At 61.5% G+C, this 23,938-nt stretch carries 21 protein-coding genes; 10 read left to right on the forward strand and 11 right to left on the reverse strand.

Annotated elements, in window-relative coordinates; genetic code table 11:
* Positions 1-28: 28 nt before the first annotated feature.
* The 3 genes from choV to AB4N98_RS14870 all read right to left on the reverse strand — a co-directional run bounded on the left by choV (position 29) and on the right by AB4N98_RS14870 (position 3,066).
* A complete protein-coding gene (choV, locus tag AB4N98_RS14860) occupies positions 29-1,207 on the reverse strand; it encodes a choline ABC transporter ATP-binding protein (protein ID WP_017531046.1) in 1,179 nt (392 codons plus the stop codon).
* Positions 1,204-2,049, reverse strand: coding sequence for a choline ABC transporter permease subunit (gene choW, locus AB4N98_RS14865; RefSeq protein ID WP_010207125.1), 846 nt, complete (start codon positions 2,047-2,049; stop codon positions 1,204-1,206). The genes choV and choW overlap by 4 nt, the downstream gene beginning before the upstream one ends.
* Positions 2,050-2,118: 69 nt before the next feature.
* Positions 2,119-3,066 carry a choline ABC transporter substrate-binding protein gene (locus tag AB4N98_RS14870; protein ID WP_017531047.1) on the reverse strand — a complete coding sequence of 316 codons (948 nt, stop codon included), beginning with the start codon at positions 3,064-3,066 and terminating at the stop codon, positions 2,119-2,121.
* Between the two features lie 573 nt (positions 3,067-3,639).
* Here AB4N98_RS14870 and AB4N98_RS14875 point away from each other — a divergent pair.
* Both AB4N98_RS14875 and gbdR read left to right on the forward strand, forming a co-directional pair.
* Entirely contained in the window at positions 3,640-5,016 is a 1,377-nt protein-coding gene (locus AB4N98_RS14875; RefSeq protein ID WP_065879348.1) for an L-serine ammonia-lyase, read from the forward strand.
* A 438-nt stretch (positions 5,017-5,454) separates the two neighbouring features.
* Positions 5,455-6,558, forward strand: a complete 1,104-nt coding sequence (gene gbdR / locus AB4N98_RS14880) for a choline metabolism transcriptional regulator GbdR (protein ID WP_065879349.1) — start codon at positions 5,455-5,457, stop codon at positions 6,556-6,558.
* A 98-nt stretch (positions 6,559-6,656) separates the two neighbouring features.
* Here the strand turns inward: gbdR and AB4N98_RS14885 are convergent, their stop codons facing one another.
* The 5 genes from AB4N98_RS14885 to AB4N98_RS14905 all read right to left on the reverse strand — a co-directional run bounded on the left by AB4N98_RS14885 (position 6,657) and on the right by AB4N98_RS14905 (position 10,614).
* Positions 6,657-6,920, reverse strand: coding sequence for a hypothetical protein (locus AB4N98_RS14885; RefSeq protein WP_017531050.1), 264 nt, complete (start codon positions 6,918-6,920; stop codon positions 6,657-6,659).
* 224 nt (positions 6,921-7,144) lie between these two features.
* Positions 7,145-7,636 (reverse strand): thioesterase family protein, encoded by a 492-nt coding sequence (locus AB4N98_RS14890; RefSeq protein WP_368949103.1) that lies wholly within the window; start codon positions 7,634-7,636, stop codon positions 7,145-7,147.
* A gap of 50 nt (positions 7,637-7,686) precedes the next feature.
* Positions 7,687-8,652, reverse strand: a complete 966-nt coding sequence (locus AB4N98_RS14895; RefSeq protein ID WP_065879350.1) for an L-carnitine dehydrogenase — start codon at positions 8,650-8,652, stop codon at positions 7,687-7,689.
* A gap of 57 nt (positions 8,653-8,709) precedes the next feature.
* The gene (locus AB4N98_RS14900; protein WP_017531053.1) at positions 8,710-9,597 is read right to left on the reverse strand and encodes a beta-keto acid cleavage family enzyme; all 888 of its coding nucleotides are present in this window, start codon (positions 9,595-9,597) and stop codon (positions 8,710-8,712) included.
* Positions 9,598-9,669: 72 nt separating this feature from the next.
* Positions 9,670-10,614: a choline ABC transporter substrate-binding protein gene (locus tag AB4N98_RS14905; RefSeq protein WP_065879351.1), complete on the reverse strand. Its 945-nt coding sequence runs from the start codon at positions 10,612-10,614 to the stop codon at positions 9,670-9,672.
* Between the two features lie 193 nt (positions 10,615-10,807).
* Between AB4N98_RS14905 and AB4N98_RS14910 the strand changes: the two genes are divergently transcribed.
* Both AB4N98_RS14910 and AB4N98_RS14915 read left to right on the forward strand, forming a co-directional pair.
* Positions 10,808-11,752: a GlxA family transcriptional regulator gene (locus AB4N98_RS14910; RefSeq protein WP_460148725.1), complete on the forward strand. Its 945-nt coding sequence runs from the start codon at positions 10,808-10,810 to the stop codon at positions 11,750-11,752.
* A 68-nt stretch (positions 11,753-11,820) separates the two neighbouring features.
* Positions 11,821-13,011 (forward strand): AAA family ATPase, encoded by a 1,191-nt coding sequence (locus tag AB4N98_RS14915; RefSeq protein WP_460148726.1) that lies wholly within the window; start codon positions 11,821-11,823, stop codon positions 13,009-13,011.
* Positions 13,012-13,045: 34 nt separating this feature from the next.
* Here AB4N98_RS14915 and AB4N98_RS14920 read toward each other — a convergent pair whose 3' ends face one another.
* Both AB4N98_RS14920 and AB4N98_RS14925 read right to left on the reverse strand, forming a co-directional pair.
* Positions 13,046-13,462, reverse strand: coding sequence for a DUF3010 family protein (locus tag AB4N98_RS14920; protein WP_017531057.1), 417 nt, complete (start codon positions 13,460-13,462; stop codon positions 13,046-13,048).
* A gap of 41 nt (positions 13,463-13,503) precedes the next feature.
* Complete coding sequence (locus AB4N98_RS14925; RefSeq protein WP_017531058.1) at positions 13,504-13,905, reverse strand: lysozyme inhibitor LprI family protein; 402 nt, start codon at positions 13,903-13,905, stop codon at positions 13,504-13,506.
* Between the two features lie 219 nt (positions 13,906-14,124).
* Between AB4N98_RS14925 and AB4N98_RS14930 the strand changes: the two genes are divergently transcribed.
* From AB4N98_RS14930 to etfB, 6 genes are all read left to right on the forward strand, one after another.
* Positions 14,125-15,102, forward strand: a complete 978-nt coding sequence (locus AB4N98_RS14930) for a dipeptidase (protein ID WP_017531059.1) — start codon at positions 14,125-14,127, stop codon at positions 15,100-15,102.
* A gap of 78 nt (positions 15,103-15,180) precedes the next feature.
* Positions 15,181-15,711, forward strand: a complete 531-nt coding sequence (locus AB4N98_RS14935; protein WP_017531060.1) for a DUF5943 domain-containing protein — start codon at positions 15,181-15,183, stop codon at positions 15,709-15,711.
* A 15-nt stretch (positions 15,712-15,726) separates the two neighbouring features.
* Positions 15,727-17,787 (forward strand): dimethylglycine demethylation protein DgcA, encoded by a 2,061-nt coding sequence (gene dgcA, locus AB4N98_RS14940; RefSeq protein WP_017531061.1) that lies wholly within the window; start codon positions 15,727-15,729, stop codon positions 17,785-17,787.
* Positions 17,788-17,923: 136 nt separating this feature from the next.
* A complete protein-coding gene (gene dgcB / locus AB4N98_RS14945) occupies positions 17,924-19,864 on the forward strand; it encodes a dimethylglycine demethylation protein DgcB (RefSeq protein WP_017530739.1) in 1,941 nt (646 codons plus the stop codon).
* Entirely contained in the window at positions 19,864-21,084 is a 1,221-nt protein-coding gene (etfA, locus tag AB4N98_RS14950) for an electron transfer flavoprotein subunit alpha (protein ID WP_017530740.1), read from the forward strand. Before dgcB ends, etfA begins: the two co-directional genes overlap by 1 nt.
* Positions 21,085-21,099: 15 nt before the next feature.
* Positions 21,100-21,870 carry an electron transfer flavoprotein subunit beta gene (etfB, locus tag AB4N98_RS14955; RefSeq protein WP_017530741.1) on the forward strand — a complete coding sequence of 257 codons (771 nt, stop codon included), beginning with the start codon at positions 21,100-21,102 and terminating at the stop codon, positions 21,868-21,870.
* A 675-nt stretch (positions 21,871-22,545) separates the two neighbouring features.
* Here etfB and gbcA read toward each other — a convergent pair.
* Positions 22,546-23,841 (reverse strand): glycine-betaine demethylase subunit GbcA, encoded by a 1,296-nt coding sequence (gene gbcA, locus AB4N98_RS14960; protein ID WP_017530742.1) that lies wholly within the window; start codon positions 23,839-23,841, stop codon positions 22,546-22,548.
* Between the last annotated feature and the right edge of the window lie 97 nt (positions 23,842-23,938).

Raw genomic sequence — 23,938 nt, forward strand, 5'->3', positions numbered from 1 at the left:
GTTTCTTCAGTGGGTTTTGCAGTGTGGGTCAGCCCAGGTTTTTGCCCAGCAGGGCATGGTAGAGCTCACTGTCGCCCAGAATTCCCACCACCTTGTTGTTGTCGTGCAACACCAGCTTGTTTCCCGTCTGGTAACGAATCTGCAACGCATCGCGCATGCCGATATTGGAGTCCACCAGCGTCGGCACGCGGCCCAAACCTTCCACGGCTTGCCCCGGTGCCCAGTTCTGCAGGTTCATCACCACGCCATTCTGGCGCGCGCCCTGAATGGTGTTGCCTTCGGCCAGGTCCAGCCATGAGTCGCCGCCCGGGTCCAGGCATACCGAGCCGTTGACGCGCGTGCAGTTGTCCAGCGTGCGCATCAGGCTGCGGCCGCACAGTACGTTCAGCGGGTTGGTATGGGCGACGAAGGTGCGTACATAGTCGTCCGCCGGGTTCAGCACGATCTCTTCCGGCACGCTGTACTGGATGATCTTGCCGTCTTTCATGATCGCAATACGGCTGCCCAGCTTGAGCGCCTCGTCGAGGTCGTGACTGACGAACACGATGGTTTTGCTCAGCTTGCGTTGCAGCTCCAGCAGTTCGTCCTGCAAGCCTTGGCGGATCAGCGGGTCGAGAGCGGAGAAGGGTTCGTCCATCAGCAGGATGTCGGCGTCCATCGCCAACGCGCGCGCCAGGCCGACGCGCTGCTGCATGCCGCCGGACAGCTCATCGGGCTTCTTGTTGCGCCATTGGGTCAGGCCCACCAGCTCCAGTTTCTCGTCCACCAGCTTGCGCCGTTCTTTCTCGGGGCGGCCCTGCATTTCCAGGCCGAAGCTGATGTTTTCGCGCACCGTCAGCCAGGGCATCAGGGCGAACTTCTGGAACACCATGGCGATGCGCTTGGTGCGCATCATTTTCAGCTCGGCCGGGGTGCACGAGGCGATGTCGATCTGGCGACCTTCATGCTCCACAAACAGCTGGCCACGGCTCACGGTGTTGAGGCCGTTGATGCAGCGCAGCAAGCTCGACTTGCCGGAGCCCGACAGGCCCATCAGCACGCAGATCTCGCCTTTCTCGATGTCCAGGCTGGCTTTTTCAACGCCGACGATCTGCCCGGTCTTTTTCAGAATCTCGTTACGGCTCATGCCCTGGTCCAGCAGCTTGAGCGCTTCGCGTGGGTCTTTGGAGAAGATCACGTCGACTTTGTCGAATCGGATAATGCTCATGCATCACCCCCTACTTTAGCGTCGGGTTGTTTGCAGATGCGGTCGAGCATGATGGCCAGCAACACAATCGCCAGGCCGGCTTCGAAGCCCAGGGCAATGTCGGCGGTGTTCAGTGCGTTGACCACCGGCTTGCCGAGGCCATCGGCACCTACCAGGGCGGCGATCACCACCATCGACAGCGACAGCATGATGCATTGGGTAATGCCGGCGGCAATGCTCGGCATGGCGTGGGGCAGTTCAATGCGCGAGAGCAACTGACGGCGCGAGCAGCCAAAGGCCTTGCCGGCGTCCATCAACTCTTGCGGTACATCGCGGATACCCAGGTAAGTCAGGCGGATGGGCGCGGCAATCGCGAACACCACCGTGGAAATCAAACCAGGCACCACACCCAGCCCGAAGAGGGTCAGGGTAGGGATGAGGTAGACGAAGGTCGGTACGGTCTGCATCAGATCGAGCACCGGCCGCATCATGGTGTAGAACATCGGTTTGTGCGCGGCAACAATGCCCAGCGGCACGCCGATGACCACGCAGACCAGCGTGGCGAACAGCACCTGCGCGAGGGTCTCCATGGTTTCCTGCCAGTACCCCAGGTTGAGGATCAGCAGGAAGGAGGCGATGACAAAAACAGTCAGTCCCCATTTACGTTGAATAAAGTGAGCCAGCAGCGCAATCAGACCGATCAATGCCAGCGGATTGAACCAGGTCAGCGCAAACGTCACGCCGTGGATCATCGTTTCCAGTGTCGATGCGATTGCGTCGAAGTAGTTGGCGCCGTGTTGGGTCAACCATTCGACGAAGGCAGCGATGTACTGGCCTAGTGGGATTTTCTGTTCAGTCAGCATGGTAGTGAATGTCCACATGCGAAGAGGGAAACGTCCCGGGCCAGCGCACCGGCCCGGGGTCAGCAGGTATTACTTGGCGAGGTAAGCTTTGACTGCATCGAGCCCTGGTTTGCCATCAACGGTGGTGACACCGGCGAGCCAGGTGTCGAGCACTTGCGGGTTCTTTTTCAGCCAGGCCTTGGCGGCGGCGTCGGCCTTCATTTTGTCGTCCAGGACGTTACCCATCAGCGTGCTTTCCATGTCCAGCGTGAACACCAGGTTTTTCAGCAACTGACCCACGTTGCTGCATTCCTGGGTGTAGCCCTTGCGGACGTTGGTGTAGATGGTGGCCTGACCGTAGTTGGGGCCGAACGAGTCGTCACCGCCGGTCAGGTACTTCATCTTGAAGCGGGTGTTCATCGGATGCGGTTCCCAGCCCAGGAACACGATGGCCTGGTCGCGCTTGGAGGCGCGTTCGACCTGGGAGAGCATGCCGGCTTCGCTGGACTCGACCACCTTGAAGCCGGCGGTTTTGAGGCCGAAGGCGTCTTTGTCGATCAGCGTCTGGATGGTGCGGTTGCCGTCGTTACCTGGCTCGATGCCGTAGATCTTGCCACCCAGCTCATCCTTGAATTTGGCGATGTCGGCGAAGTCTTTCAGGCCTTTGTCGTACAGCGCCTGTGGGACCGCCAGGGTGTACTTGGCGTTCTCCAGGTTGGCGCGCACGGTTTCCACGGTGCCCGCATCACGGTACTGCTTGATGTCGTTTTCCATGGTCGGCATCCAGTTGCCGAGGAAGATGTCCATGTTCTTGCCGTCAGCCAGTGACTTGTAGGTCACCGGTACCGAAATCATCGTGGTGCGCGGCTTGTAGCCCAGGCCCTTGAGGATTTCGCTGGTGGTCGCGGTGGTGACGGTGATGTCGGTCCAGCCGACATCGGAGAAGTTGACGGTCTTGCACTGTTCCGGTTCTGCAGCGTGCGCCATGACTGGCAGACTCAGCATGGCGGCCAACAACAACGAGGGTGAACCTTTCATCTGGGTAGACTCCTGTGTTTTTTCTGGCGGCCTTCGCCGCGCTTTATAAGTGTTGCGGTTGGAGCGTGCGACAACAGCTCTGCCACGGTGCCTTGCAAACGAGTCGAGACTGATCATGTACCAGTGAAAATCTGACGCCTACAGGGTGCGTCGTATCCAGTACAGGGAGGGTCGTATCCAGTGTTGGTGACGTCGTTTACAGCTTTTTCCCAAGGTAAAACCACGGGATTTGCTCATCTGCACCGCAAAAAACGGCCAAAAACAGTGTTCGCACGCAAGCGACGCTGGTGAGCATGGATGCGTCGGTGTGAGACGCCGTGACGGCAGATAAAACCTTGATGATGCTGCCATCTGGGCCTGTAGCTCGCGTAACCCTTTCTTGATCCCAATTTCGGATGCCGGCTGTCCATATCCTGCGTTGCTGCTCCTCGCCATAGCGGAGCTATGACTCGTCGCAGCGCCTTGGCTATGAACAGCCGGCATCCGAACTTGGGCTCAATAAAGGGCCACGCGAGCTACGAGCGTAGCAGCTCACTGTTGCCCGGCCCGTGCTTATCGAGGAGTTCCACGTTAATGGCTATCAGCGTTTTCGACCTGTTCAAGATCGGCATCGGGCCTTCGAGTTCTCACACCGTCGGCCCCATGCGCGCCGCGGCGTTGTTCGTCCAGGCACTGCGTGGGCGCGAATGGTTGGAACAGGTTCGGCGTGTCGAAGTTCAGCTGTACGGCTCATTGTCGGCCACCGGCATCGGCCATGGCAGCGACACCGCCACCATCATGGGCCTGATGGGCGAATGGCCGGACGCGATCGACCCCTCGCAAATCGGCCCACGCATCCATACCCTGCGCGAAACCGACACCCTGCTGCTGGACGGGCGTTTGCCGGTGCCGTTTGTGTGGGCCCGGGACATGCGCCTGCTCGATGAAAACCTGCCGTTCCATCCCAACGCCATGACCCTGGTGGTGTATGGCGATGACGGTGAGCTGCACCGCGACACTTACTACTCGGTGGGCGGCGGTTTTGTGGTGGATGAAGCCCAGGCCCAAAGCGGCGTGGCGGACATGGACCGCACCGAACTGCCCTATGACTTTTCCAGCGCCGTGGAGCTGTTGCACCTGTGCAAGACCCACAACCTGCGCGTCGCCGAGTTGATGCTGGCGAATGAAAAGGTCTGGCGCTCCGAAGAAGAAATCCGCAGCGGCTTGATGAAACTCTGGCGTGCCATGCAGGACTGCGTGGAGCAGGGCCTCAAGCACGAAGGCATCCTGCCTGGTGGCCTGAACGTGCGCCGTCGCGCGGCCAAGTTGCACCGCAGTTTGCAAGAGCTGGGCAAACCCAATGTGATCGGCTCGACCCTCAGCGCCATGGAGTGGGTCAACCTGTTCGCCCTGGCGGTCAACGAAGAAAACGCCGCCGGTGGGCGCATGGTCACCGCACCCACCAATGGCGCGGCGGGCATCATCCCGGCGGTGCTGCACTACTTTATGAAGTTCAGTGAAGAAGTCACCGAGGCCAACGTGGTCGACTACCTGCTCGGCGCGGCGGCGGTAGGGATCCTGTGCAAGAAGAACGCTTCGATCTCCGGCGCCGAAGTCGGCTGCCAGGGTGAGGTGGGTTCGGCGTGCGCGATGGCTGCGGCGGGGCTCGCGGAAATCCTGGGCGCCACGCCGGAGCAACTGTGCAACGCCGCCGAAATCGGCCTGGAACATAACCTCGGCCTGACCTGCGACCCGGTGGGCGGGCTGGTGCAAGTGCCGTGCATCGAGCGCAACGCAATCGCGGCGGTCAAGGCGATCAACGCCGCGCAAATGGCCCTGCGTGGCGACGGCCAGCACTTTATCTCCCTGGACCGGGTGATCCGCACCATGCGCGATACCGGCGCAGACATGCATGACAAGTACAAAGAGACGTCGCGGGGTGGCTTGGCGGTCAGCGCGGTTGAGTGCTGAGACCGGGTCGCCTGCATCGCGGTGGTTCAGGCGACACTGCTCATAAAGTGAACACCCAAGCCAAAAGCGCCACCTTTTAGCGCGTCGCAAACAGATAAGTAGCTCCCAAACGATTTCCCTTCGACCCTCTGTCGCCCGTGCTTTGGGTGACAGACTTGTCCCACCCCCCTCAAAGCGCTTTCCCACAAGTGCTACCGATCTGCTCACGCACTGTGGCGAGCCTGCTCCTACGTCGTTTTCAGGCTATATCCCGCACATCCCGCGCGGGCTTATATAGACGCGTCAACAGGTCGTTTTCAGGATTTATTGAATACGCATTCAATTTTAGGCACGGCATTTGCTCTATCCATTCAAAGCCTCTCTTCTTTACAGATGAAGAGCGCAATAACAAGAGCCTCGCCTGAGGCCATCACCCGCTTTGTGTGAGGAGATACCGCGATGACGTCGTTCAACTCAGGGGCCCAACCCCAGAACCGTGCGCCTCAATCCATCGGCTTTTTGCTGCTGGACAATTTCACGCTGATTTCCCTGGCGTCGGCAGTCGAACCGCTGCGCATGGCCAACCAGTTGTCCGGTCGCGAGCTGTATCGCTGGACCACGCTGAGTGTGGATGGCAACCAGGTCTGGGCCAGCGACGGTCTGCAAATCACTCCCGATGCCTCCATGCACAAAGCCCCGGTGCTCGACACCGTCATCGTATGCGGCGGCGTGGGGATCCAGCGCACCGTCACCCGTGAACACGTGTCGTGGCTGCAAAGCCAGGCGCGCCAGTCCCGTCGCCTCGGCGCGGTGTGCACCGGCAGTTGGGCCCTGGCCTGCGCCGGTCTGCTCGACGGATTCGATTGCAGTGTGCATTGGGAATGCCTGGCCTCGATGCAGGAAGCCTTCCCCCGTGTATCGATGAGCACCCGCCTGTTCACCCTCGACCGCAACCGCTTCACCAGCTCCGGCGGCACTGCGCCGCTGGACATGATGCTGCACCTGATCAGCCGCGACCACGGTCGTGAACTGTCGGCCGCCATCTCCGAGATGTTCGTGTACGAACGCATCCGCAACGAACAGGATCACCAGCGCGTGCCGCTCAAGCACATGCTCGGCACCAACCAGCCGAAGCTGCAGGAAATCGTCGCGCTGATGGAAGCCAACCTGGAAGAGCCGATCGACCTGGACGAACTGGCGGTGTACGTCGCCGTGTCGCGTCGCCAGTTGGAGCGCCTGTTCCAGAAATACCTGCACTGCTCACCGTCGCGCTACTACCTCAAGCTGCGCCTGATTCGTGCACGGCAGCTGCTCAAGCAAACGCCGATGTCGATCATCGAAGTGGCGTCGGTGTGCGGGTTTGTGTCCACGCCGCACTTCTCCAAGTGCTACCGCGAATACTTCGGCATTCCGCCACGCGATGAGCGCGTGGGTTCCAACACTGCCCAGCAGGTGGCGATGATGCCGATTCCGCAGGCGCTGGTGCTGGCGCCGTTGGCGGGGCCGATGTCGGCGTTGAGCCAGGCGCGCAATGAGTCGACGTTTGCCAGCGTAAGGCTTTAAACCGAGTTGACCGCATCGCAGGCAAGCCTCCTCCCACACTGGACCATGGACGGACGCGGTCAAGTGTGGGAGGGGGGCTTGCCCCCGATAGCGATCTGTCAGGCGCCAGAGTTCTGCTTGAACTGCATCAACGCCGGCAACAACTGCTTATCAATCGCCTGACGCACCGCCGGCAAAATCGTCGCGCTACTGGTGTACATCTGCTCAACCATGCCCTTGAGCGCCTTGGCCCGTGCTTCGCTCAAGCCGCGCACGGCGCACTCGCAGGCCTGTTCGGCGCTGGCGCCGCTGGACACTTCGAAACCCAACGAGCGCAGTTGGTCCAGCAGGTCATTCTGGTCAATCAAATCCGCGTGCATCATGACGTTTATCCTGTGAGGGGAGCGGGGTCTGAGCTGGATTCTGGTAGCCGCCCAGGCACGCGGCAAGGGCAGAATGCGCGAATGCCTCGGATGGCTATGAGCGTGTCGTTTTCGGGCCATGTGCCGAACGCACTTACCGGCACACTGAACCCAGGCCCACAGCTTGAAGGTTTGGTCACCCTCGGGATGTACAGCTCACACAAGGCACCTCTGCCCCGATCCAGTCACGGCTGGATCGGGGCTTTTTTTGCCGGTAAACCGATGGCCCGGCCGAGCAGGGCAGGCCTTGGCAGGTCGGCTTGTTCAGCGCTGATGGCGTTGAGTCTTTCCAGCGTAGCCTCACTGAACGGCGTGGCATGCGGCCCGGCAAGGTCGACGTGCAACAGCATCTGCTCATTGCCCGCGAGGGACTTCCCATCACCCGCCAGGTGCAGGCTGTGAAAGAGGTGCAGGCGCTTGGCGTCGTGGGCGATCAGTTGGGTATGTACCTCAACCTCGGCGCCGAGTTTCACTTCGTGCAGGTAGTTCAGGTGCAGCTCCAGGGTGAACAGCGAGTGGCCGCTGGCTTCGCGGTTGTCGCTGTCCAGGCCCAGGGTGTCCATCAGCGCGTCGGTGGCGTAGCTGAAAATCAGCAAATAGAACGCGTCGCGCAGATGGCCGTTGTAGTCGACCCAGGCGGGCTGGATTTTTGTGGTGTAGGTGGTCAATGCAGGCATGAGTCCGTACTCGGTCGAAGGTGGGAGGGAGCAAGCCCCCTCCCACAGGGTTATTCAGCGAAGCTCATGCCGTGCTTGGCTTTGGTGGTTTTCACCGCCTCCAGTACCGCCAGCAGGCAATCATCACGATAGCGCTCCAGCGCCGAAATGCTGTGCGTGCCCAACTGGTCACGGGTGCCATCGACCACCTCGTCGATCAATTTGTCGGTCAGTTCCGGCGCCGGCAAATAGGTCCACGGCAACTGCAACGCCGGGCCGAACTGCGCCATGAAGTGGCGCATACCCGCATCACCGCCCGCCAGGGTGTAGGTGAGGAAGGTGCCCATGAACGACCAGCGCAACCCGGCGCCAAAGCGAATGGCATCGTCGATTTCGCCGGTGGTGGCCACGCCGTCATTGACCAGGTGCAGCGCCTCGCGCCATAGCGCTTCGAGCAGGCGGTCGGCGATAAACCCCGGGACTTCCTTGCGCACATGCAGCGGGCGCATGCCGAGGGATTCATACACCGTGATCGCCGCCTGGATCGCCTCCGGTGCGGTATTTTTACCGCCCACCACCTCCACCAATGGCAGCAGGTAAACCGGGTTGAACGGGTGCCCGACCACACAGCGTTCCGGGTGGGTCGAACCCTCATAGAACTCGCTCGGCAACAGGCCCGAGGTGCTCGAACCGATCAACGCATTCGGTTTGGCCGCTGCGCTGATCTTGCCGTGCAGTTCCAGCTTCAGCTCCAGGCGTTCGGGGGCGCTTTCCTGGATGAAGTCGGCGTCTTTTACGCACGCCTCAACCGTCGCCACAAAGCGCAGGCGGTCCTGGGACGCGCCGGGCGCCAGGCCCTGTTTCTCCAAGGCGCCCCAGGCATTGGCGACGCGTTTGCGCAGCGCCGCTTCGGCGCCTGGGGCCGGGTCCCAGGCCACTACATCCAGGCCATGGGCCAACGCGCGGGCTACCCAGCCGCTGCCGATGACACCGCTGCCGAGGGCGGCGAAGGTTTTGATTTCTGTAATAAAGCGCATGGCACATTCCTAAAGAGTTCGGTGATCCCCTGTGGGAGGGGGCAAGCCCCCACATTTTTAGCCGCGTTTGGTCAGGCCCATCCTGATTCGGCCTTCGGCCGGGCTCAGCACCCGCGCGCCCAACCGGCTGAGGATTTCCCCCGCGCGTTCCACCAGTTGACCATTGGTGGCAAGCACGCCCTTGTCCAGCCACAGGTTGTCTTCCAGGCCGACCCGCACGTTGCCGCCCAGCAGCACCGCCTGCGCCGCCATCGGCATTTGCATGCGGCCGATGCCGAAGCCGGCCCACACCGCGTCGGCGGGCAGGTTGTCGACCATGGCTTTCATGGTGGTGGTATCGGCCGGCGCGCCCCATGGGATGCCCAGGCACAGTTGGAACAGCGGGTTGTCCAGCAGGCCTTCCTTGATCATCTGCTTGGCGAACCACAGGTGGCCGGTGTCGAAGATTTCCAGCTCGGCCTTTACGCCCAGTGCTTGGATGCGTTTGGCCCCGGCACGCAGTTGCGCCGGGGTGGACACGTAAATGGTGTCGCCATCGCCGAAGTTCAGGGTGCCGCAGTCCAGCGTGCAGATTTCCGGCAGCAGTTCTTCGACATGCGCCAGGCGCGTCAACGGGCCGACCAGATCGGTGTTGGGGCCGAACTCCATCGGGTTCTCGCCGCCACCGATCTCCAGGTCGCCACCCATGCCGGCGGTCAGGTTGACGATGATGTCGATGTCGGCCTCGCGGATGCGCTCCATCACTTCGCGGTACAGCGCCACATCGCGGCTGAACCTGCCGGTTGCGGGGTCGCGCACATGGCAATGGACCACGGTGGCGCCGGCCTTGGCCGCTTCAACCGCCGCTGCGGCGATCTGTTTGGGGGTGACCGGCACGTGCGGGCTTCTGCTGGTCGTGTCGCCAGCACCGGTGAGTGCGCAGGTGATGATGACGTCGTGGTTCATGAGTCGGTTCCTTACAGGCGTGGTGGTGCCGTTCGCAGCCGTACTAGGCTGCGAAGCGGTGATTCAAAAGGGTTATTGGCGGGTCAATTGCAGGTTTGCCGCGGCCGGTTTGCCATCGAAGGTGGTCACGCCTTCCAGCCAGCGCGCCTGGTCTTGCGGGTGCTCCTTGAGCCACTGCCTGGCGGATTCCAGGGCATCTTTGTGATCCAGCAGCGGCTGCATCATCCGGCTCTCGTCGGCGGCGGTGAAGGTCAGGTTGGTCAGCAGTTTATGTACGTTGGGGCACTGTTCGGCGTAGGTGGGCGATGTTACGGTCCAGACGGTGGCCATGCCTTCGTTCGGGCCCAGGGCGTCTTCGCTGCCGCTGAGGTAGGTCATCGCGACGTTGACGTTCATCGGGTGCGGCGCCCAGCCGAAGAACACCACGGCTTCCTTGCGGCGCACGGCGCGGTCCACGGCAGCGAGCATGCCGGCTTCGCTGGACTCCACCAGCTGGAACTTGCCCAGGCCGAACTGGTTCTTGGCAATCATCGCCTTGATCTGCGTATTGGCGCCCGAACCTGGCTCGATACCATAGATCTTGCCGCCCAGTTCTTTCTCGAAGCTGGCGATGTCGGCGAAGGTCTTCAGGCCCTTGTCGGCCAGGTACGTGGGCACGGCGAGGGTGGCGCGGGCGTCTTGCAGGCTGGGTTTGTCGAGAACCTTGACCTGCTTGGCATCGACGAAGGGGCTGATGGTCTGGGTCATCAGCGGGTTCCAGTAGCCCAGGAACAGGTCCAGGCGCTGGTCGCGGATGCCGGCGAAGATGATTTGCTGGGAGGCGCTGGTCTGTTTGGTCTGGTAGCCGAGGCCGTCGAGCAACACTTGGGTCATGGCGCTGGTGGCGATGACGTCGGTCCAGTTCACCACGCCCATGCGCACATTCCGGCAGGATTGCGCGTCGGCGGCGAATACGCTGGTGCTCAAGATGGCGCTGGCGCTGAGTGCGAGCACGCAGCGGCGGATCAGTCGGTTCATGGTGGGGCCCTCGGCAGGTCGTTATTGTGGGGTCCGGCGTCTTTGTGCGCCGTGAGGCCAAGTTACGTACCTTCGCAGCCGACAAAACGCACGGCGGCGACCGGCTCTTGCACTGGAGCGACCTGTCCCCTTGAATCCGCGGGTGAACGGGAGTATCACAGTGCCACGCTGCCCGTATGACGAGAGCGCCACCATGTCCCAGGATTTCTACTTTCTGCTGATGCCGGGGTTCTCGGCCATCGGGTTTATTTCCGCGCTGGAACCGCTGCGGGTGGCCAACCGTTTTCGCGGCGAGCTGTACCGCTGGCATGTGTTGAGCGCCGACGGCGGCGCGGTGCTGGCGAGCAATGGCATGTCGGTCAACGCCGATGCCGCGCTGGAACCGCTGAAAAAAGGCGCGACCTTGCTGGTGGTGGCCGGCTTCGAGCCGTTGCAGTTTGCCACCCCCGCGCTGGAGCACTGGTTGCGGCGCCTCGATCACGACGGCGTGACCCTCGGGGCCATCGACACCGGCGCCTGCGTGCTCGCCGAAGCGGGCTTGCTCGATGGCCATCGCGTGACCCTGCATTGGGAAGCCATCGACGCGTTCAAAGAATCTTATCCACAGCTGACGGTGACCCAGGAACTGTTCGAGATTGACCGTCGCCGCATCACCTGCGCCGGCGGCACGGCGTCCATCGACCTGATGCTCGACCTGATCGCCCAGGCCCACGGTTCGGAGTTGGCCATTCAAGTGTCCGAGCAATTCGTGCTCGGCCGTATCCGCCCGCGCAAAGACCATCAGCGCATGCAGATCGCCACGCGCTACGGCATTAACAACAAAAAACTGGTGCAGGTGATCGGCGAAATGGAACAGCACACCGAACCGCCGCTGAGCACGCTGGCGCTGGCTGAAGCGATCAAGGTTACCCGGCGCCAGTTGGAGCGCTTGTTCCGTCTGCATCTGAACGATACGCCGAGCAACTTCTACTTGGGCCTGCGCCTGGAAAAAGCCCGGCAACTGCTGCGCCAAAGTGACCTGAGTGTGCTGGAAGTGAGTATTGCCTGTGGGTTTGAGTCGCCGTCGTATTTCACGCGCAGTTACCGAGCGCGGTTTGCCAAATGCCCACGGGAGGATCGGCGACGGGAGGTGGTTTGACGGGCGATTATAGTCAATTATACTCAGCGCTATAATTTATAGCGTTTTGAATAATTGAGTATAAAGCCATGTCCAAGCACAGCGGTTTTGTGTTCCGCCGTCCCGCCCTGGCAAGCAGCATTGCCGATGGTCTGGTGGGCGCCGGTATTCAGGATTTCACCTCCGGGCTGTTCCTTGCGGCGCCGCGTCGCACCGGCAAAAGTACATTTTTGCGCGAGGATCTGATCCCTGAGTGTCAGCTGCGAGGTTGGCTTGCCGTGTACGTCGACCTGTGGGCCGACAAAGACAAAGACCCGGCGGAGTTGATCGCCAGTGCTATTGCCGCCGCCCTGGTGCCCTATGAAAAAGGCATTCGCAAACTGGCCAAGAACATTGGCGTCGAGAAACTGAGCTTTCTGCGTACCTTGTCCTGGGACTTCAGCAAGCCCCAATTGCCCGTCGGCGCGACGTTGACCCAGGCCTTGGAGTTGCTGCACAGCGCTGCCGAAAAACCCGTGGTGCTGGTGATTGACGAAGCGCAGCACGCGTTAAGCAGCGATTCGGGAATCAACGCGATGTTCGCGCTCAAGGCCGCCCGGGATCAGCTCAACCAAGGCCGTGACGAGGACGGCAGTGGCTTGCACCTGGTGTTCACCGGCTCCAACCGCGACAAGCTGGCCCATCTGGTCCTGGGCAAAAGCCAGCCGTTCTTTGGCTCCAGCATCACGCCGTTTCCGCTGCTGGGCAAAGCGTTCACCCAAGCCTACACCGCGCACCTTAATGCCCACCTGGCCACGACCAACCAGTTCAAGGCGGCGGATATCGACGACGCCTTCGAGCTGGTCGGCCGCCGCCCCGAGATGCTGCGCACCATCATCGGCGAGGTCGCCTTGGAGTTGGGCGAGGCGAGCAATCTGGGCGAATTGCTGCACAGCCGCGCCGAATTGCTGCGCGCCGGTGTATGGACCGAATTCGAAAGCGCCTGGAACGCGCTGACCATCCCGCAGCGTGCAGTGCTGCAGGTGATGGTGGAGCGCTTGCACGGCAATCAACCCTTTGCGCCGTTTACCGACAGCACCATTACGGCGGTCAGCAAGGCACTGGAGGATATGGGCAGCGATGTGGTGCCGGGTACCCAGACTATTCAGGCCTGTATCGATGCCTTGCGTGACAAGGAATTGGTATGGAAGTCGAGCCGGGGCGGCTACGCGCTGGAAGACAAAGCGTTCGGGGATTGGCTGCTGTACAAGCGCCCTACACCCCAACTGAAAACAACCTGAATCCAATGTGAATCGGGTCTGACTGTGGTGTGGCTTACTTTTTCATCAGTACCGAACAGGCTGCTTTATAAGCCTCATGCTGATACTTGTTCAGCGTCGCCGGCAGTTCAAAACCGTGCTTCTTGTTCTGCGCATTGATCGTCTGCGGCGACAGCAGCGTCACCTCGACCGCCTCCAGCAGCTGAAACACGCCTTCAATCTTGAACGTGGTCGGCCCGCCGGCGAATTCGCCTTTCTTGCTGCGCTTCTTGATCGCGATGCGAGTGATGGCGTTGGCCTGCACAAAGGCCTTCACCTGGGCGGCAAAGGCTTTGACGTTGGCCGCTTCGTCGTCATCTTCCAGCGCGATTTTCTTGGTGGCCAGGGCGACATGGGTCAGCGCCTGGTTGTCCAGCGAGGCGACGGCGATGATGGCTTCGCTGCCTTTGATTTCGATACCGCAGATGCTCATGAATGGCCTTGGTTCAGATTAAAAGTGGCAGGGATTGTCGCTTATTCCTGCCCAATCGACTCCAAAAACTCCGACCGCTCATCGCTCATGCGCGCCAGGCAATCATTTTGCGCAATCGCATACGCCTTGGTGCCGGTCACCGCCGGGAAGGTGTCCACGGCGCAATCGGCGTCACGCAGTTTTTCCCACTTCTGCTGGGCGTCCTTCAGACGAGCGGTAATGTCCGCCAGCTTGGTCTTGTCGCTGCCGTAGGTCGAAGCCATGCGTTCGAGCAGGCCCTGATAGTTGTCTTTTAACAACTGTTCAGCGGTGGTTTTGTTGTAGGAGGCGCATTCCAGGGTTTGTTTGTCGTTTTCGATGCCATCGCACGGCGTGCTGTCGGTGTCTTCGGCCGCGTGGACGCCGGTTGCGATGAGTGCCAAAGCCAGGAAAATCGATTTCATTGCGCCGTCTCATATCAGGTAATGGCCGAATTCTGGCTCAAGCGTAAGACAAATAACAGCCGCTAGTCAGACACCTCTTAACACCCTTTGTCGCGGATTGACGCTTTCGGCAATTCCCCTGTCGTTTTTGCACCCGGCTCGGTCGGCCCCTGGGCATATGCTGGCCCCAAAGCGCCGGCAGACGATTCGGCGCATGAATCGCCAATAAGGGGACGCCTGATGAGCCCAGCCGAGTTGCACGCCGACAGCATCGTTATCGACGGGCTGATTATTGCCAAGTGGAATCGCGACCTGTTCGAGGACATGCGCAAAGGCGGCCTCACCGCCGCCAACTGCACCGTGTCGGTGTGGGAAGGCTTCCAGGCCACGATCAATAACATCGTCGCCAGCCAGACCCTGATCCGCGAGAACAGCGACCTGGTGATCCCGGTGAAAACCACCGCCGACATCCGTCGCGCCAAAGAGCAGGGCAAGACCGGCATTATTTTCGGTTTCCAGAATGCCCACGCGTTTGAAGACCAGCTCGGCTACGTCGAGATCTTCAAGCAGCTCGGCGTCGGTGTGGTGCAGATGTGCTACAACACCCAGAACCTGGTGGGCACCGGCTGCTATGAGCGTGACGGCGGCCTGTCGGGCTTCGGACGTGAGATCGTTGGCGAGATGAACCGCGTCGGCATCATGTGCGACCTGTCCCACGTGGGTTCCAAGACTAGCGAAGAAGTCATCCTCGAATCGAAAAAACCGGTGTGCTACTCCCACTGCCTGCCGTCGGGCCTTAAAGAGCACCCGCGTAACAAGTCCGATGAAGAACTCAAGTTCATTGCCGACCATGGCGGTTTTGTCGGTGTGACCATGTTCGCGCCGTTCCTGGCCAAGGGCATCGATTCGACCATCGACGACTACGCCGAAGCCATTGAATACACCATGAACATCGTCGGCGAAGACGCCATCGGCATCGGCACCGACTTCACCCAGGGCCATGGCCAGGATTTCTTCGAAATGCTCACCCATGACAAGGGCTACGCCCGCCGCCTGACCAGCTTCGGCAAGATCATCAACCCGCTGGGCATCCGCACCGTGGGCGAGTTCCCCAACCTCACCGAGACCCTGCTCAAGCGCGGCCATCCTGAGCGCGTGGTGCGCAAGATCATGGGCGAGAACTGGGTGAACGTCCTAAAGGACGTCTGGGGCGAATAAGCCACCGCTCGCTTGATCCTTCACCCGTCGCCATTCGCGCGGCGGGCATCAAAACGAATTTTCTGGAGTTAAGTTTCCATGGCCAAGATCGCCCCGCAATTGCCAATCGAAGTCGACAGCGAAACCGGTGTCTGGACCTCCGACGCCCTGCCGATGCTGTACGTGCCGCGCCATTTCTTCGTCAACAACCACATGGGCATCGAAGAAGTACTGGGCGCCGACGCCTACGCCGAGATTCTCTACAAGGCCGGCTACAAGTCCGCCTGGCACTGGTGTGAAAAAGAAGCCGAGTGCCACGGCCTGGAAGGCGTCGCGGTGTTCGAGCACTACATGAAGCGCCTGTCGCAACGCGGCTGGGGCCTGTTCAAGATCCAGGACATCGACCTCGACAAAGGCACCGCCAGCGTCACGCTTGAGCACTCGGCATTCGTCTATGTGTACGGCAAGGTCGGGCGCAAGGTCGACTACATGTTCACCGGCTGGTTTGCCGGTGCCATGGACCAGATCCTGGAAGCCCGTGGCAGCAAGATCCGCACCGTCGCCGAACAAGTCTACGGAGGCTCCGAAGAGGGCTTTGATTCCGGCCTGTTCACCGTCAAGCCGTTGTAAGCCGAGGACCGTGCCATGGCTTTCGAAGCAATGTTCCAGCCGATCCAGATCGGCAAACTGACTATCCGCAACCGCGTACTCAGTACTGCCCATGCCGAGGTGTATGCCACCGACGGCGGCATGACCACTGACCGCTACGTGAAGTACTACGAAGAGAAAGCCAAGGGCGGTATCGGCCTGGCGATCTGCGGCGGCTCCTCGGTGGTGGCCATCGACAGCCCCCAGGAATGGTGGAGCTCGGTGAACCTGTCCACCGACCGCATCATCCCGCACTTCCAGAACCTGGCCGACGCCATGCACAAGCATGGCGCCAAGATCATGATCCAGATTACCCACATGGGCCGTCGCTCGCGTTGGGACGGCTTCAACTGGCCGACCCTGATGTCGCCGTCCGGCGTGCGCGAGCCGGTGCACCGCGCTACCTGCAAGACCATCGAGCCGGAAGAGATCTGGCGCGTGATCGGCAACTACGCCCAGGCTGCGCGCCGGGCCAAGGCCGGCGGCCTGGACGGTGTGGAACTGTCCGCGGTGCACCAGCACATGATCGACCAGTTCTGGAGCCCGCGGGTCAACAAGCGTACCGACGAATGGGGCGGCAGCTTTGAAGGCCGCATGAAGTTCGGCCTGGAAGTACTCAAGGCCGTGCGTGCCGAAGTGGGCGATGACTTCTGCGTGGGCATGCGCCTGTGCGGCGACGAGTTCCATCCGGACGGCCTGTCCCACGAGGACATGAAGCAGATCGCCAAGTACTACGACGACACCGGCATGCTCGACTTCATCGGTGTGGTGGGCTCGGGTTGCGACACCCACAACACCCTGGCCAACGTGATCCCGAACATGAGTTACCCGCCGGAGCCGTTCCTGCACCTGGCGGCCGGCATCAAGGAAGTGGTCAAGGTCCCGGTGCTGCACGCGCAGAACATCAAGGACCCGAACCAGGCCACGCGGATTCTGGAAGGCGGCTATGTGGACATGGTCGGCATGACCCGTGCGCACATCGCCGACCCGCACCTGATCGCCAAGATCAAGATGGGTCAGATCGACCAGATCAAGCAGTGTGTCGGCGCCAACTACTGCATTGACCGCCAGTATCAGGGCCTGGACGTGCTGTGCATCCAGAACGCCGCGACCTCCCGTGAATACATGGGCGTGCCGCACATCATCGAAAAATCCACCGGGCCCAAGCGCAAAGTCGTGGTGGTCGGTGCCGGCCCAGCCGGGATGGAAGCGGCGCGCGTCGCCGCCGAGCGTGGCCACGACGTGACCTTGCTGGAGAAAAAAGAATTTATCGGCGGGCAAATCACCACGGCTTCCAAAGCGCCGCAGCGCGACCAGATTGCCGGCATCACGCGCTGGTTCCAGCTGGAACTGGCGCGCTTGAAAGTCGACCTGCGCCTGGGCGTGGCGGCCGATGCAGACACCATCCTGGACCTGCGTCCGGACGTGGTCGTGCTGGCGGTCGGCGGGCACCCGTTTATCGAGCAGAACGAACACTGGGGCGCCGCCGAAGGTTTAGTGGTGAGCAGTTGGGACGTGCTCGACGGCAAAGTCGCGCCGGGCAAGAACGTGCTGGTGTACGACACCATCTGCGAATTCACCGGCATGTCGGTGGCCGACTTCCTGGCCGACAAAGGCTGCCAGGTGGAGATCGTCACCGACGACATCAAGCCGGGCGTTGCCATTGGCGGTACGTCGTTCCCCACCTACTACCGCAGCATGTACCCCAAGGAAGTGATCATGACCGGCGACATGATGCTGGAGAAGGTCTATCGCGAGGGTGACAAGCTGGTGGCGGTGCTGGAGAACGAATACACCGGCGCCAAGGAAGAACGGGTGGTCGACCAGGTGGTAGTGGAGAACGGCGTGCGTCCGGACGAGGCCATTTACTACGGGCTCAAGGAAGGCTCGCGCAACAAGGGCCAGATCGACGTCGAAGCGCTGTTCGCGATCAAGCCGCAGCCGTGCCTGAGCGAGGCGGGCGAGGGGTACTTGCTGTTCCGCATCGGTGACTGTGTGGCGCAGCGTAATACCCACGCCGCCATCTATGACGCCCTGCGCTTGTGCAAGGATTTCTGACCCGACTGGGTTCAAATGTGGGAGGGGGCTTGCCCCCGATGGCGGAGTGTCAGTTGATACAGCTGTAGCTGACCCACCGCTATCGGGGGCAAGCCCCCTCCCACATTAGTTTTGTGTGGTCTGTGGGAGCTTCACCATGTTGAACACCTTGCTGCCTATTCTCCTGTTTGCCGCCCTGGGCCTCGCCGTCCTCGGCGCCCTGCGCCGCGTGAACATGTGGCGCCGTGGCCGCGCCTCCAAAGTCGACCTGCTGGGCGGCCTGCTGGCCATGCCCAAGCGCTATATGGTCGACCTGCACCACGTGGTCGCCCGCGACAAATACATCGCCAATACCCACGTCGCCACGGCGTTGGGTTTTGTGCTGTCGGCGCTGCTGGCGATCCTGGTACACGGTTTCGGCCTGCAAAGTCGCATTCTTGGCTACGCGCTGCTGTTGGCGTCGACATTGATGTTTGTCGGCGCGATCTTCATGTACCTGCGCCGCCGCAACCCACCCGCGCGCCTGTCCAAAGGCCCCTGGATGCGCCTGCCGAAAAGCCTGCTGGCGTTCTCGGTGAGCTTCTTCCTGGTGACCTTGCCGGTGGCCGGGATTCTGCCGGCGGACTTCGGCGGCTGGTTGCTCGCGGCGCTGCTCGGTGTGGGCGTGCTGTGGGGCGTGTCCGAGATGTTCTTCGGCATGACCTGGGGCGGGCCGATGAAACACGCCTTCGCCGGTGCCCTGCACCTGGCCTGGCACCGCCGTGCCGAGCGCTTCGGCGGCGGCCGTTCCACCGGTTTGAAGCCGCTGGACCTGAGCGATAAAACCGCGCCCCTGGGGGTGGAAAAACCCAAGGATTTCACCTGGAACCAACTGCTCGGCTTTGATGCCTGCGTGCAGTGCGGCAAGTGCGAAGCGGCGTGCCCGGCGTTTGCCGCCGGCCAGCCGCTGAACCCGAAAAAACTCATCCAGGACATGGTGGTCGGCCTGGCCGGTGGCACCGATGCCAAGTTCGCCGGCAGCCCGTACCCTGGCAAACCGATCGGCGAGCACGGCGGCAACCCGCACCAGCCGATCGTCAATGGTTTGGTGGACGCCGAGACCCTGTGGTCGTGCACCACCTGCCGCGCCTGCGTGGAAGAGTGCCCGATGATGATCGAGCACGTGGACGCCATCGTCGACATGCGCCGCCATCTCACCCTGGAAAAAGGCGCCACGCCAAACAAGGGTGCCGAAGTCCTCGAAAACCTGATCGCCACCGACAACCCCGGCGGTTTCGCGCCGGGCGGTCGCCTGAACTGGGCGGCGGATTTGAACCTGCCGTTGCTCAGCGACAAAGGCAGTTGCGACGTGCTGTTCTGGGTCGGTGACGGTGCCTTCGACATGCGCAACCAGCGCACCCTGCGCGCTTTCGTCAAGGTACTGAAGGCGGCCAAGGTCGACTTCGCCGTACTCGGCCTGGAAGAACGCGACAGCGGCGACGTGGCGCGACGCCTGGGCGATGAAGCGACCTTCCAATTGCTGGCTTCGCGCAATATCCAGACCCTGGCCAAATACAGCTTCAAACGCATCGTCACCTGCGACCCGCACAGTTTCCATGTGCTGAAAAACGAATACGGCGCCTTCAACGGCAACTACCTCGTGCAGCATCACAGCACCTTCATGGCCGAGCTGATCGGCGACGGTGCGCTGAACCTGGGCCAGCACAAAGGCAACAGCGTGACTTACCACGACCCGTGCTACCTGGGCCGTTACAACGGTGAGTACGAGGCGCCGCGCCAAGTGCTGCGTGCGTTGGGCATTGAGGTCAAGGAAATGCAGCGCTCGGGCTTCCGTTCGCGTTGCTGCGGCGGTGGCGGCGGCGCGCCGATCACCGACATTCCCGGCAAGCAACGGATCCCGGACATGCGCATGGAAGACATCCGCGAAACCGGCGCCGAACTGGTGGCCGTGGGTTGCCCGCAATGCACCGCGATGCTTGAAGGTGTGGTCGAACCCCGCCCATTGATCAAAGACATTGCCGAACTGGTGGCCGACGCCTTGCTTGAAGAACCCACACCGGCGAAAGCGCCTAAACGTGAACCAGCGGAGGTGCACTGATGAGCGACATTATCCGCCGCGACCCCCGTGCCGAATGGATCGCCCGTAACCGTCTGCACCCGCTGCACGCGGCGATGCAGCCGGCGCAACACAGCTGGATGGGGCCTAACGGCGTTGTCCGCAAAAACGTGCATGGCGTGGGTTTTATCGGCCCCAACGGCATCAAGCGTATCGACCGCAGCGGCGCCCAGCAGGGCGGCGCGGCCAAACGCAGCGCTGCGGTAGAGGTGCAATTGCCGCTGCATCAGGTGCCGGCGCCTGCGTTCTACATCAACGTAGTGCCGGACATGGTCGGCGGCCGCCTGAGCAGTCACGACCGCGACCTGCTGGGCCTGGCGCGGCAACTGGCCGGTGACGACGGCGCGGTGTTGGCGGTGGTGTTTGGTGAGCACAAGGAGAGCGCGTTCGCCACCGCCGGCGTCGACCGCCTGCTGGTCCTCGAAGGTCACGAATTCGAAGGTTATTCACCTGAGCAACGCGTGCAGGGTCTGCGCGCTGTGGATAACCAGTTCAACCCGCGCCACTGGCTGTTGCCCGACAGCCGTAGCGGCGGGGGCGAGTTGGGTCGGCGTTTTGCCGCCAGCCTCAAGGAACGCCCAGCCACACGGGTGTGGCAGATCAAGGGCGAGGAGTGCATCGGCCGCGCCGGTGCGGGCCAGCAAGACGTGGCGCGGCCATTACCGCGCTTGATCCTGGCTGCCGTGGAATGCGCCGATCCGGTCAGCGAAACCCGCCACGAAGTACTGCCCGTGGAGTTATCCACAACCCTGGCCCGCAGCCTGCCGCGTATCGAAGACCTCGGCGCGGTGGCGGTGGACCCGGCGGCGATCCCAATGGCCGAGGCGGAATTCATTTTTTCCGGCGGCAATGGCGTGAAGGACTGGGCACTGTTCCACCAGACCGCCGCCGCGCTCGGCGCCACCGAAGGCGCCTCGCGGGTCGCGGTGGACGATGGCTTTATGGCGCGTGACCGGCAGGTGGGCGCCAGTGGCACCTGGGTGACGGCGCGGGTATATGTGGCCGTGGGGATTTCCGGGGCGATCCAGCACCTGCAAGGCATTGGTGCCTGCGACAAGGTGGTGGCGATCAACCTCGACCCCGGTTGCGACATGATCAAGCGTGCCGACCTGTCGGTGATCGGCGAAAGCGCCGCGATACTGCAAGCCTTGATCGATGCGGTCGAGGCCTACCGCAACGGCGCCAAGCGCGATGCGGCTTAAGCAAAGGATATGGCCATGACGACCAATGTAATCAGCCTGGTGTCCATCGGTGCCCACCCCACCTCGGGTCGCCCACGGCGCGCGGAGCAAGATGCGCGTGCCGTGGAATTGGGCCTGCAGATGGCTGGGGATAAGTTGCAGGTGCTGCACGCCGGCAACATCGCCGAACCCACGTTGCGCAGCTACCTGGGCATGGGGCTGCCACACCTGCATGTACTCGAACAACCGGCCGGTGCCGACGCATTGCCGGTGCTCAGCGACTATTTACGCGAGGCTGGTGCGCAGGTGGTGCTCACCGGCAGCCAGGCGGAAACCGGCGAAGGCTCGGGCATGCTGCCGTTCCTGCTGGCCGAGCAATTGGGCTGGCCGTTGATTGTGGGGCTGGCTCAGGTCGAGTCGATCGAAGGTGGCGTAGCCCACGTGCTGCAGGCCTTGCCGCGCGGTCAGCGGCGGCGCTTGAAGGTACGTTTGCCGTTTTTGGCGACGGTGGATAACGCGGCGCCCAAGCCCCGGCAAAGCGCGTACGGCCCGGCGCAACGCGGTGAGCTGGCGGCCCATGAAGTTGAAGTTGAAGAAGACGAGTTATTCACAGGCGCGGTGCTGCAACCGGCCAAGCCTCGGCCCAAGCGCCTCAAGGTGATCAAGGCCAAGAGCGGTGCCGACCGTATGAAAGCCGCCACGGCCAAGGCCAGCGGCGGCGGTGGGCAGGTGCTCAAGGGGCTGAGCCCCGAAGAGGGCGCGCAAGCCATTCTCAAGCTGCTCATAGAAGAGGGCGTCGTCCGCTGATCCACCGTGGGAGGGGCAAGCCCTCTCCCACAGGGTTGTGGAGTTTACCCACAATGCCTGTTGATCCGCCTGTGGATAACCTGTTCGCGGCTGCCCACAGCCTATATGAATCAAGCGCTCCAGCCCCCCGTACAAAAAATAACCAGGCTAACTCACGGTTTTTCATGGGTTTTTCCCCAGCGCACGGCGCAGACTTGCCCCCAAAGTCTGTTGGCGCTTCTGTGGATAAGATGTTTGCTGTCGCGTGTAGCCCTTATAAACAAAGGCTTGCAGAGCTTTGATCATATTTTGATCAAATAAGCAGTTTTAACCGTTTGATGGTCCGCAAAGCCTCGGTTTATGACGCTTCCAGCGGGTTTTCCACAATGCCGCCGAAGTTGCCCCCAAAGTCTGTTGGTGCTTCTGTGGATAAGGTGTTCGCGCACCGCTGTGACCCACGTTATTCGTGGGTTACAAGCAATTGATCAATAAGTGATCAGGCGCACTGGAAACCCTGAAACTTGAATAAGTCACGGATTTTCTTCAGTTAATTTTTGCGCAGGGAAGCAGTTGCCCACAATTGCTGTGGGTGGCTCTGTGGATAAGTTGTTGGGTAACGGCTGCAGGCCAGGGTTAAACAGGGCTGTGAGGGCTTTGGCTGTTTTTTGTACAGCCAGAGCCCCGACAGTCGCGGCCTCACTCGTGGGCGGCTATGCCTTTGAGGTAAGGCGCGGGCGCCGCACCCAGGTTGCTCAGCATGCGTTCGCTGTACCAGTCCACAAAGTTCACCACGCCGAACTCATAGGTCTTGGAGTACGGGCCAGGCTGGTAGGCGGTGGAGTTGATGCCGCGCTGGTTCTCTTCGGCCAGGCGACGGTCCTGGTCGTTGGTGGCGTCCCACACCTGGCGCATGCGCTCCACGTCATAGTCCACGCCTTCGACGGCGTCCTTGTGGACGATCCACTTGGTGGTGACCATGGTTTCCTGGGCGCTGATCGGCCACACGGTGAACACAATGATGTGATCGCCCATGCAGTGGTTCCACGAGTGCGGCAGGTGCAGGATGCGCATCGAGCCCAGGTCCGGGTTCTTGATGCGACCCATGAGCTTGGCGCAGCCTTGTTTGCCGTCCAGGGTCATCGACACGGTGCCTTTGAGCAGCGGCATGCGCACGATGCGGTTACGCAGGCCGAAGCTGGCGTGGGCGTAAGGGATTTTTTCGGCATCCCAGGCGGCGGCGGAGGCGGCGACGTGGTCCTTGAACGCCTGGTCGGCGCGTGGGTCGGTGACGTCATCCCATTCCAGCAGGGTTTTCAGCAATTCCGGGTGCGAGGCATTGCAGTGGTAGCACTCGCGGTTGTTTTCCAGCACCAGTTTCCAGTTGGCTTTCTCGAACAAGGTGGTTTGAATGGCCACCTTGGTGTTCTCCATGTCGTACGGTTCCATGTAATGGTTCAGTGTCGACAGGAAGTCATCGATGGCCGGCGGGTTCTCGGCCAGGCTGATGAAGATGTAGCCGCCGGCGGTCTTCACGTTCACCGGTTTAAGGCCGTATTGCTTCATGTCGAAGTCGGCGCCCATCTCGGTGCCGGCGAACAACAGGCGGCCGTCCAGTTCGTAGGTCCACTGGTGGTAGTGGCAAACGAGCTTGGCGACCTTGCCCTTGTCGCTGGTGCACAGGCGCGAGCCACGGTGGCGGCACACGTTGTGAAACGCATGCACCACGCCGTCGGCGCCACGGATCACGATGATCGGGTTCTTGCCCACTTGCAGGGTCAGGTAGTTGCCCTTGGTGGGGATCTCGCAGGTCATGCCAGCGATCAGCCACTCTTTCTGGAAGATCTCCTGCATGTCGATATCAAACAGCCGCTCATCAGAGTAAAACGGCTGCGGCAGCGAAAAGGTGCGCTCGCGCTCTTGCAGCATCTGCGCGGTGGCCTTGCGTGCGGGTTCCAGCGGATCGCCCAAGCTTAAGGTTGCGGTGACGTCCATCGTGTATGTCCTCATGGCCATTCTGTGTGGCCGGCGAATAGTGGCTACGGTTGTTGCAATGCAAGGCGTAAAGAAAGCGTTGTCGTTGGCAGCGAGT

Source organism: Pseudomonas sp. S3_E10 (assembly GCF_054667615.1).

Excerpts from the sequence above, each read along its gene's own strand:
- choV (WP_017531046.1), bottom strand. The coding sequence starts at position 1,207 with ATGAGCATTATCCGATTCGACAAAGTCGACGTGATCTTCTCCAAAGAC.
- choW (WP_010207125.1), bottom strand. The coding sequence starts at position 2,049 with ATGCTGACTGAACAGAAAATCCCACTAGGCCAGTACATCGCTGCCTTC.
- AB4N98_RS14870 (WP_017531047.1), bottom strand. The coding sequence starts at position 3,066 with ATGAAAGGTTCACCCTCGTTGTTGTTGGCCGCCATGCTGAGTCTGCCA.
- AB4N98_RS14875 (WP_065879348.1), top strand. The coding sequence starts at position 3,640 with ATGGCTATCAGCGTTTTCGACCTGTTCAAGATCGGCATCGGGCCTTCG.
- gbdR (WP_065879349.1), top strand. The coding sequence starts at position 5,455 with ATGACGTCGTTCAACTCAGGGGCCCAACCCCAGAACCGTGCGCCTCAA.
- AB4N98_RS14885 (WP_017531050.1), bottom strand. The coding sequence starts at position 6,920 with ATGATGCACGCGGATTTGATTGACCAGAATGACCTGCTGGACCAACTG.
- AB4N98_RS14890 (WP_368949103.1), bottom strand. The coding sequence starts at position 7,636 with ATGCCTGCATTGACCACCTACACCACAAAAATCCAGCCCGCCTGGGTC.
- AB4N98_RS14895 (WP_065879350.1), bottom strand. The coding sequence starts at position 8,652 with ATGCGCTTTATTACAGAAATCAAAACCTTCGCCGCCCTCGGCAGCGGT.
- AB4N98_RS14900 (WP_017531053.1), bottom strand. The coding sequence starts at position 9,597 with ATGAACCACGACGTCATCATCACCTGCGCACTCACCGGTGCTGGCGAC.
- AB4N98_RS14905 (WP_065879351.1), bottom strand. The coding sequence starts at position 10,614 with ATGAACCGACTGATCCGCCGCTGCGTGCTCGCACTCAGCGCCAGCGCC.
- AB4N98_RS14910 (WP_460148725.1), top strand. The coding sequence starts at position 10,808 with ATGTCCCAGGATTTCTACTTTCTGCTGATGCCGGGGTTCTCGGCCATC.
- AB4N98_RS14915 (WP_460148726.1), top strand. The coding sequence starts at position 11,821 with ATGTCCAAGCACAGCGGTTTTGTGTTCCGCCGTCCCGCCCTGGCAAGC.
- AB4N98_RS14920 (WP_017531057.1), bottom strand. The coding sequence starts at position 13,462 with ATGAGCATCTGCGGTATCGAAATCAAAGGCAGCGAAGCCATCATCGCC.
- AB4N98_RS14925 (WP_017531058.1), bottom strand. The coding sequence starts at position 13,905 with ATGAAATCGATTTTCCTGGCTTTGGCACTCATCGCAACCGGCGTCCAC.
- AB4N98_RS14930 (WP_017531059.1), top strand. The coding sequence starts at position 14,125 with ATGAGCCCAGCCGAGTTGCACGCCGACAGCATCGTTATCGACGGGCTG.
- AB4N98_RS14935 (WP_017531060.1), top strand. The coding sequence starts at position 15,181 with ATGGCCAAGATCGCCCCGCAATTGCCAATCGAAGTCGACAGCGAAACC.
- dgcA (WP_017531061.1), top strand. The coding sequence starts at position 15,727 with ATGGCTTTCGAAGCAATGTTCCAGCCGATCCAGATCGGCAAACTGACT.
- dgcB (WP_017530739.1), top strand. The coding sequence starts at position 17,924 with ATGTTGAACACCTTGCTGCCTATTCTCCTGTTTGCCGCCCTGGGCCTC.
- etfA (WP_017530740.1), top strand. The coding sequence starts at position 19,864 with ATGAGCGACATTATCCGCCGCGACCCCCGTGCCGAATGGATCGCCCGT.
- etfB (WP_017530741.1), top strand. The coding sequence starts at position 21,100 with ATGACGACCAATGTAATCAGCCTGGTGTCCATCGGTGCCCACCCCACC.
- gbcA (WP_017530742.1), bottom strand. The coding sequence starts at position 23,841 with ATGGACGTCACCGCAACCTTAAGCTTGGGCGATCCGCTGGAACCCGCA.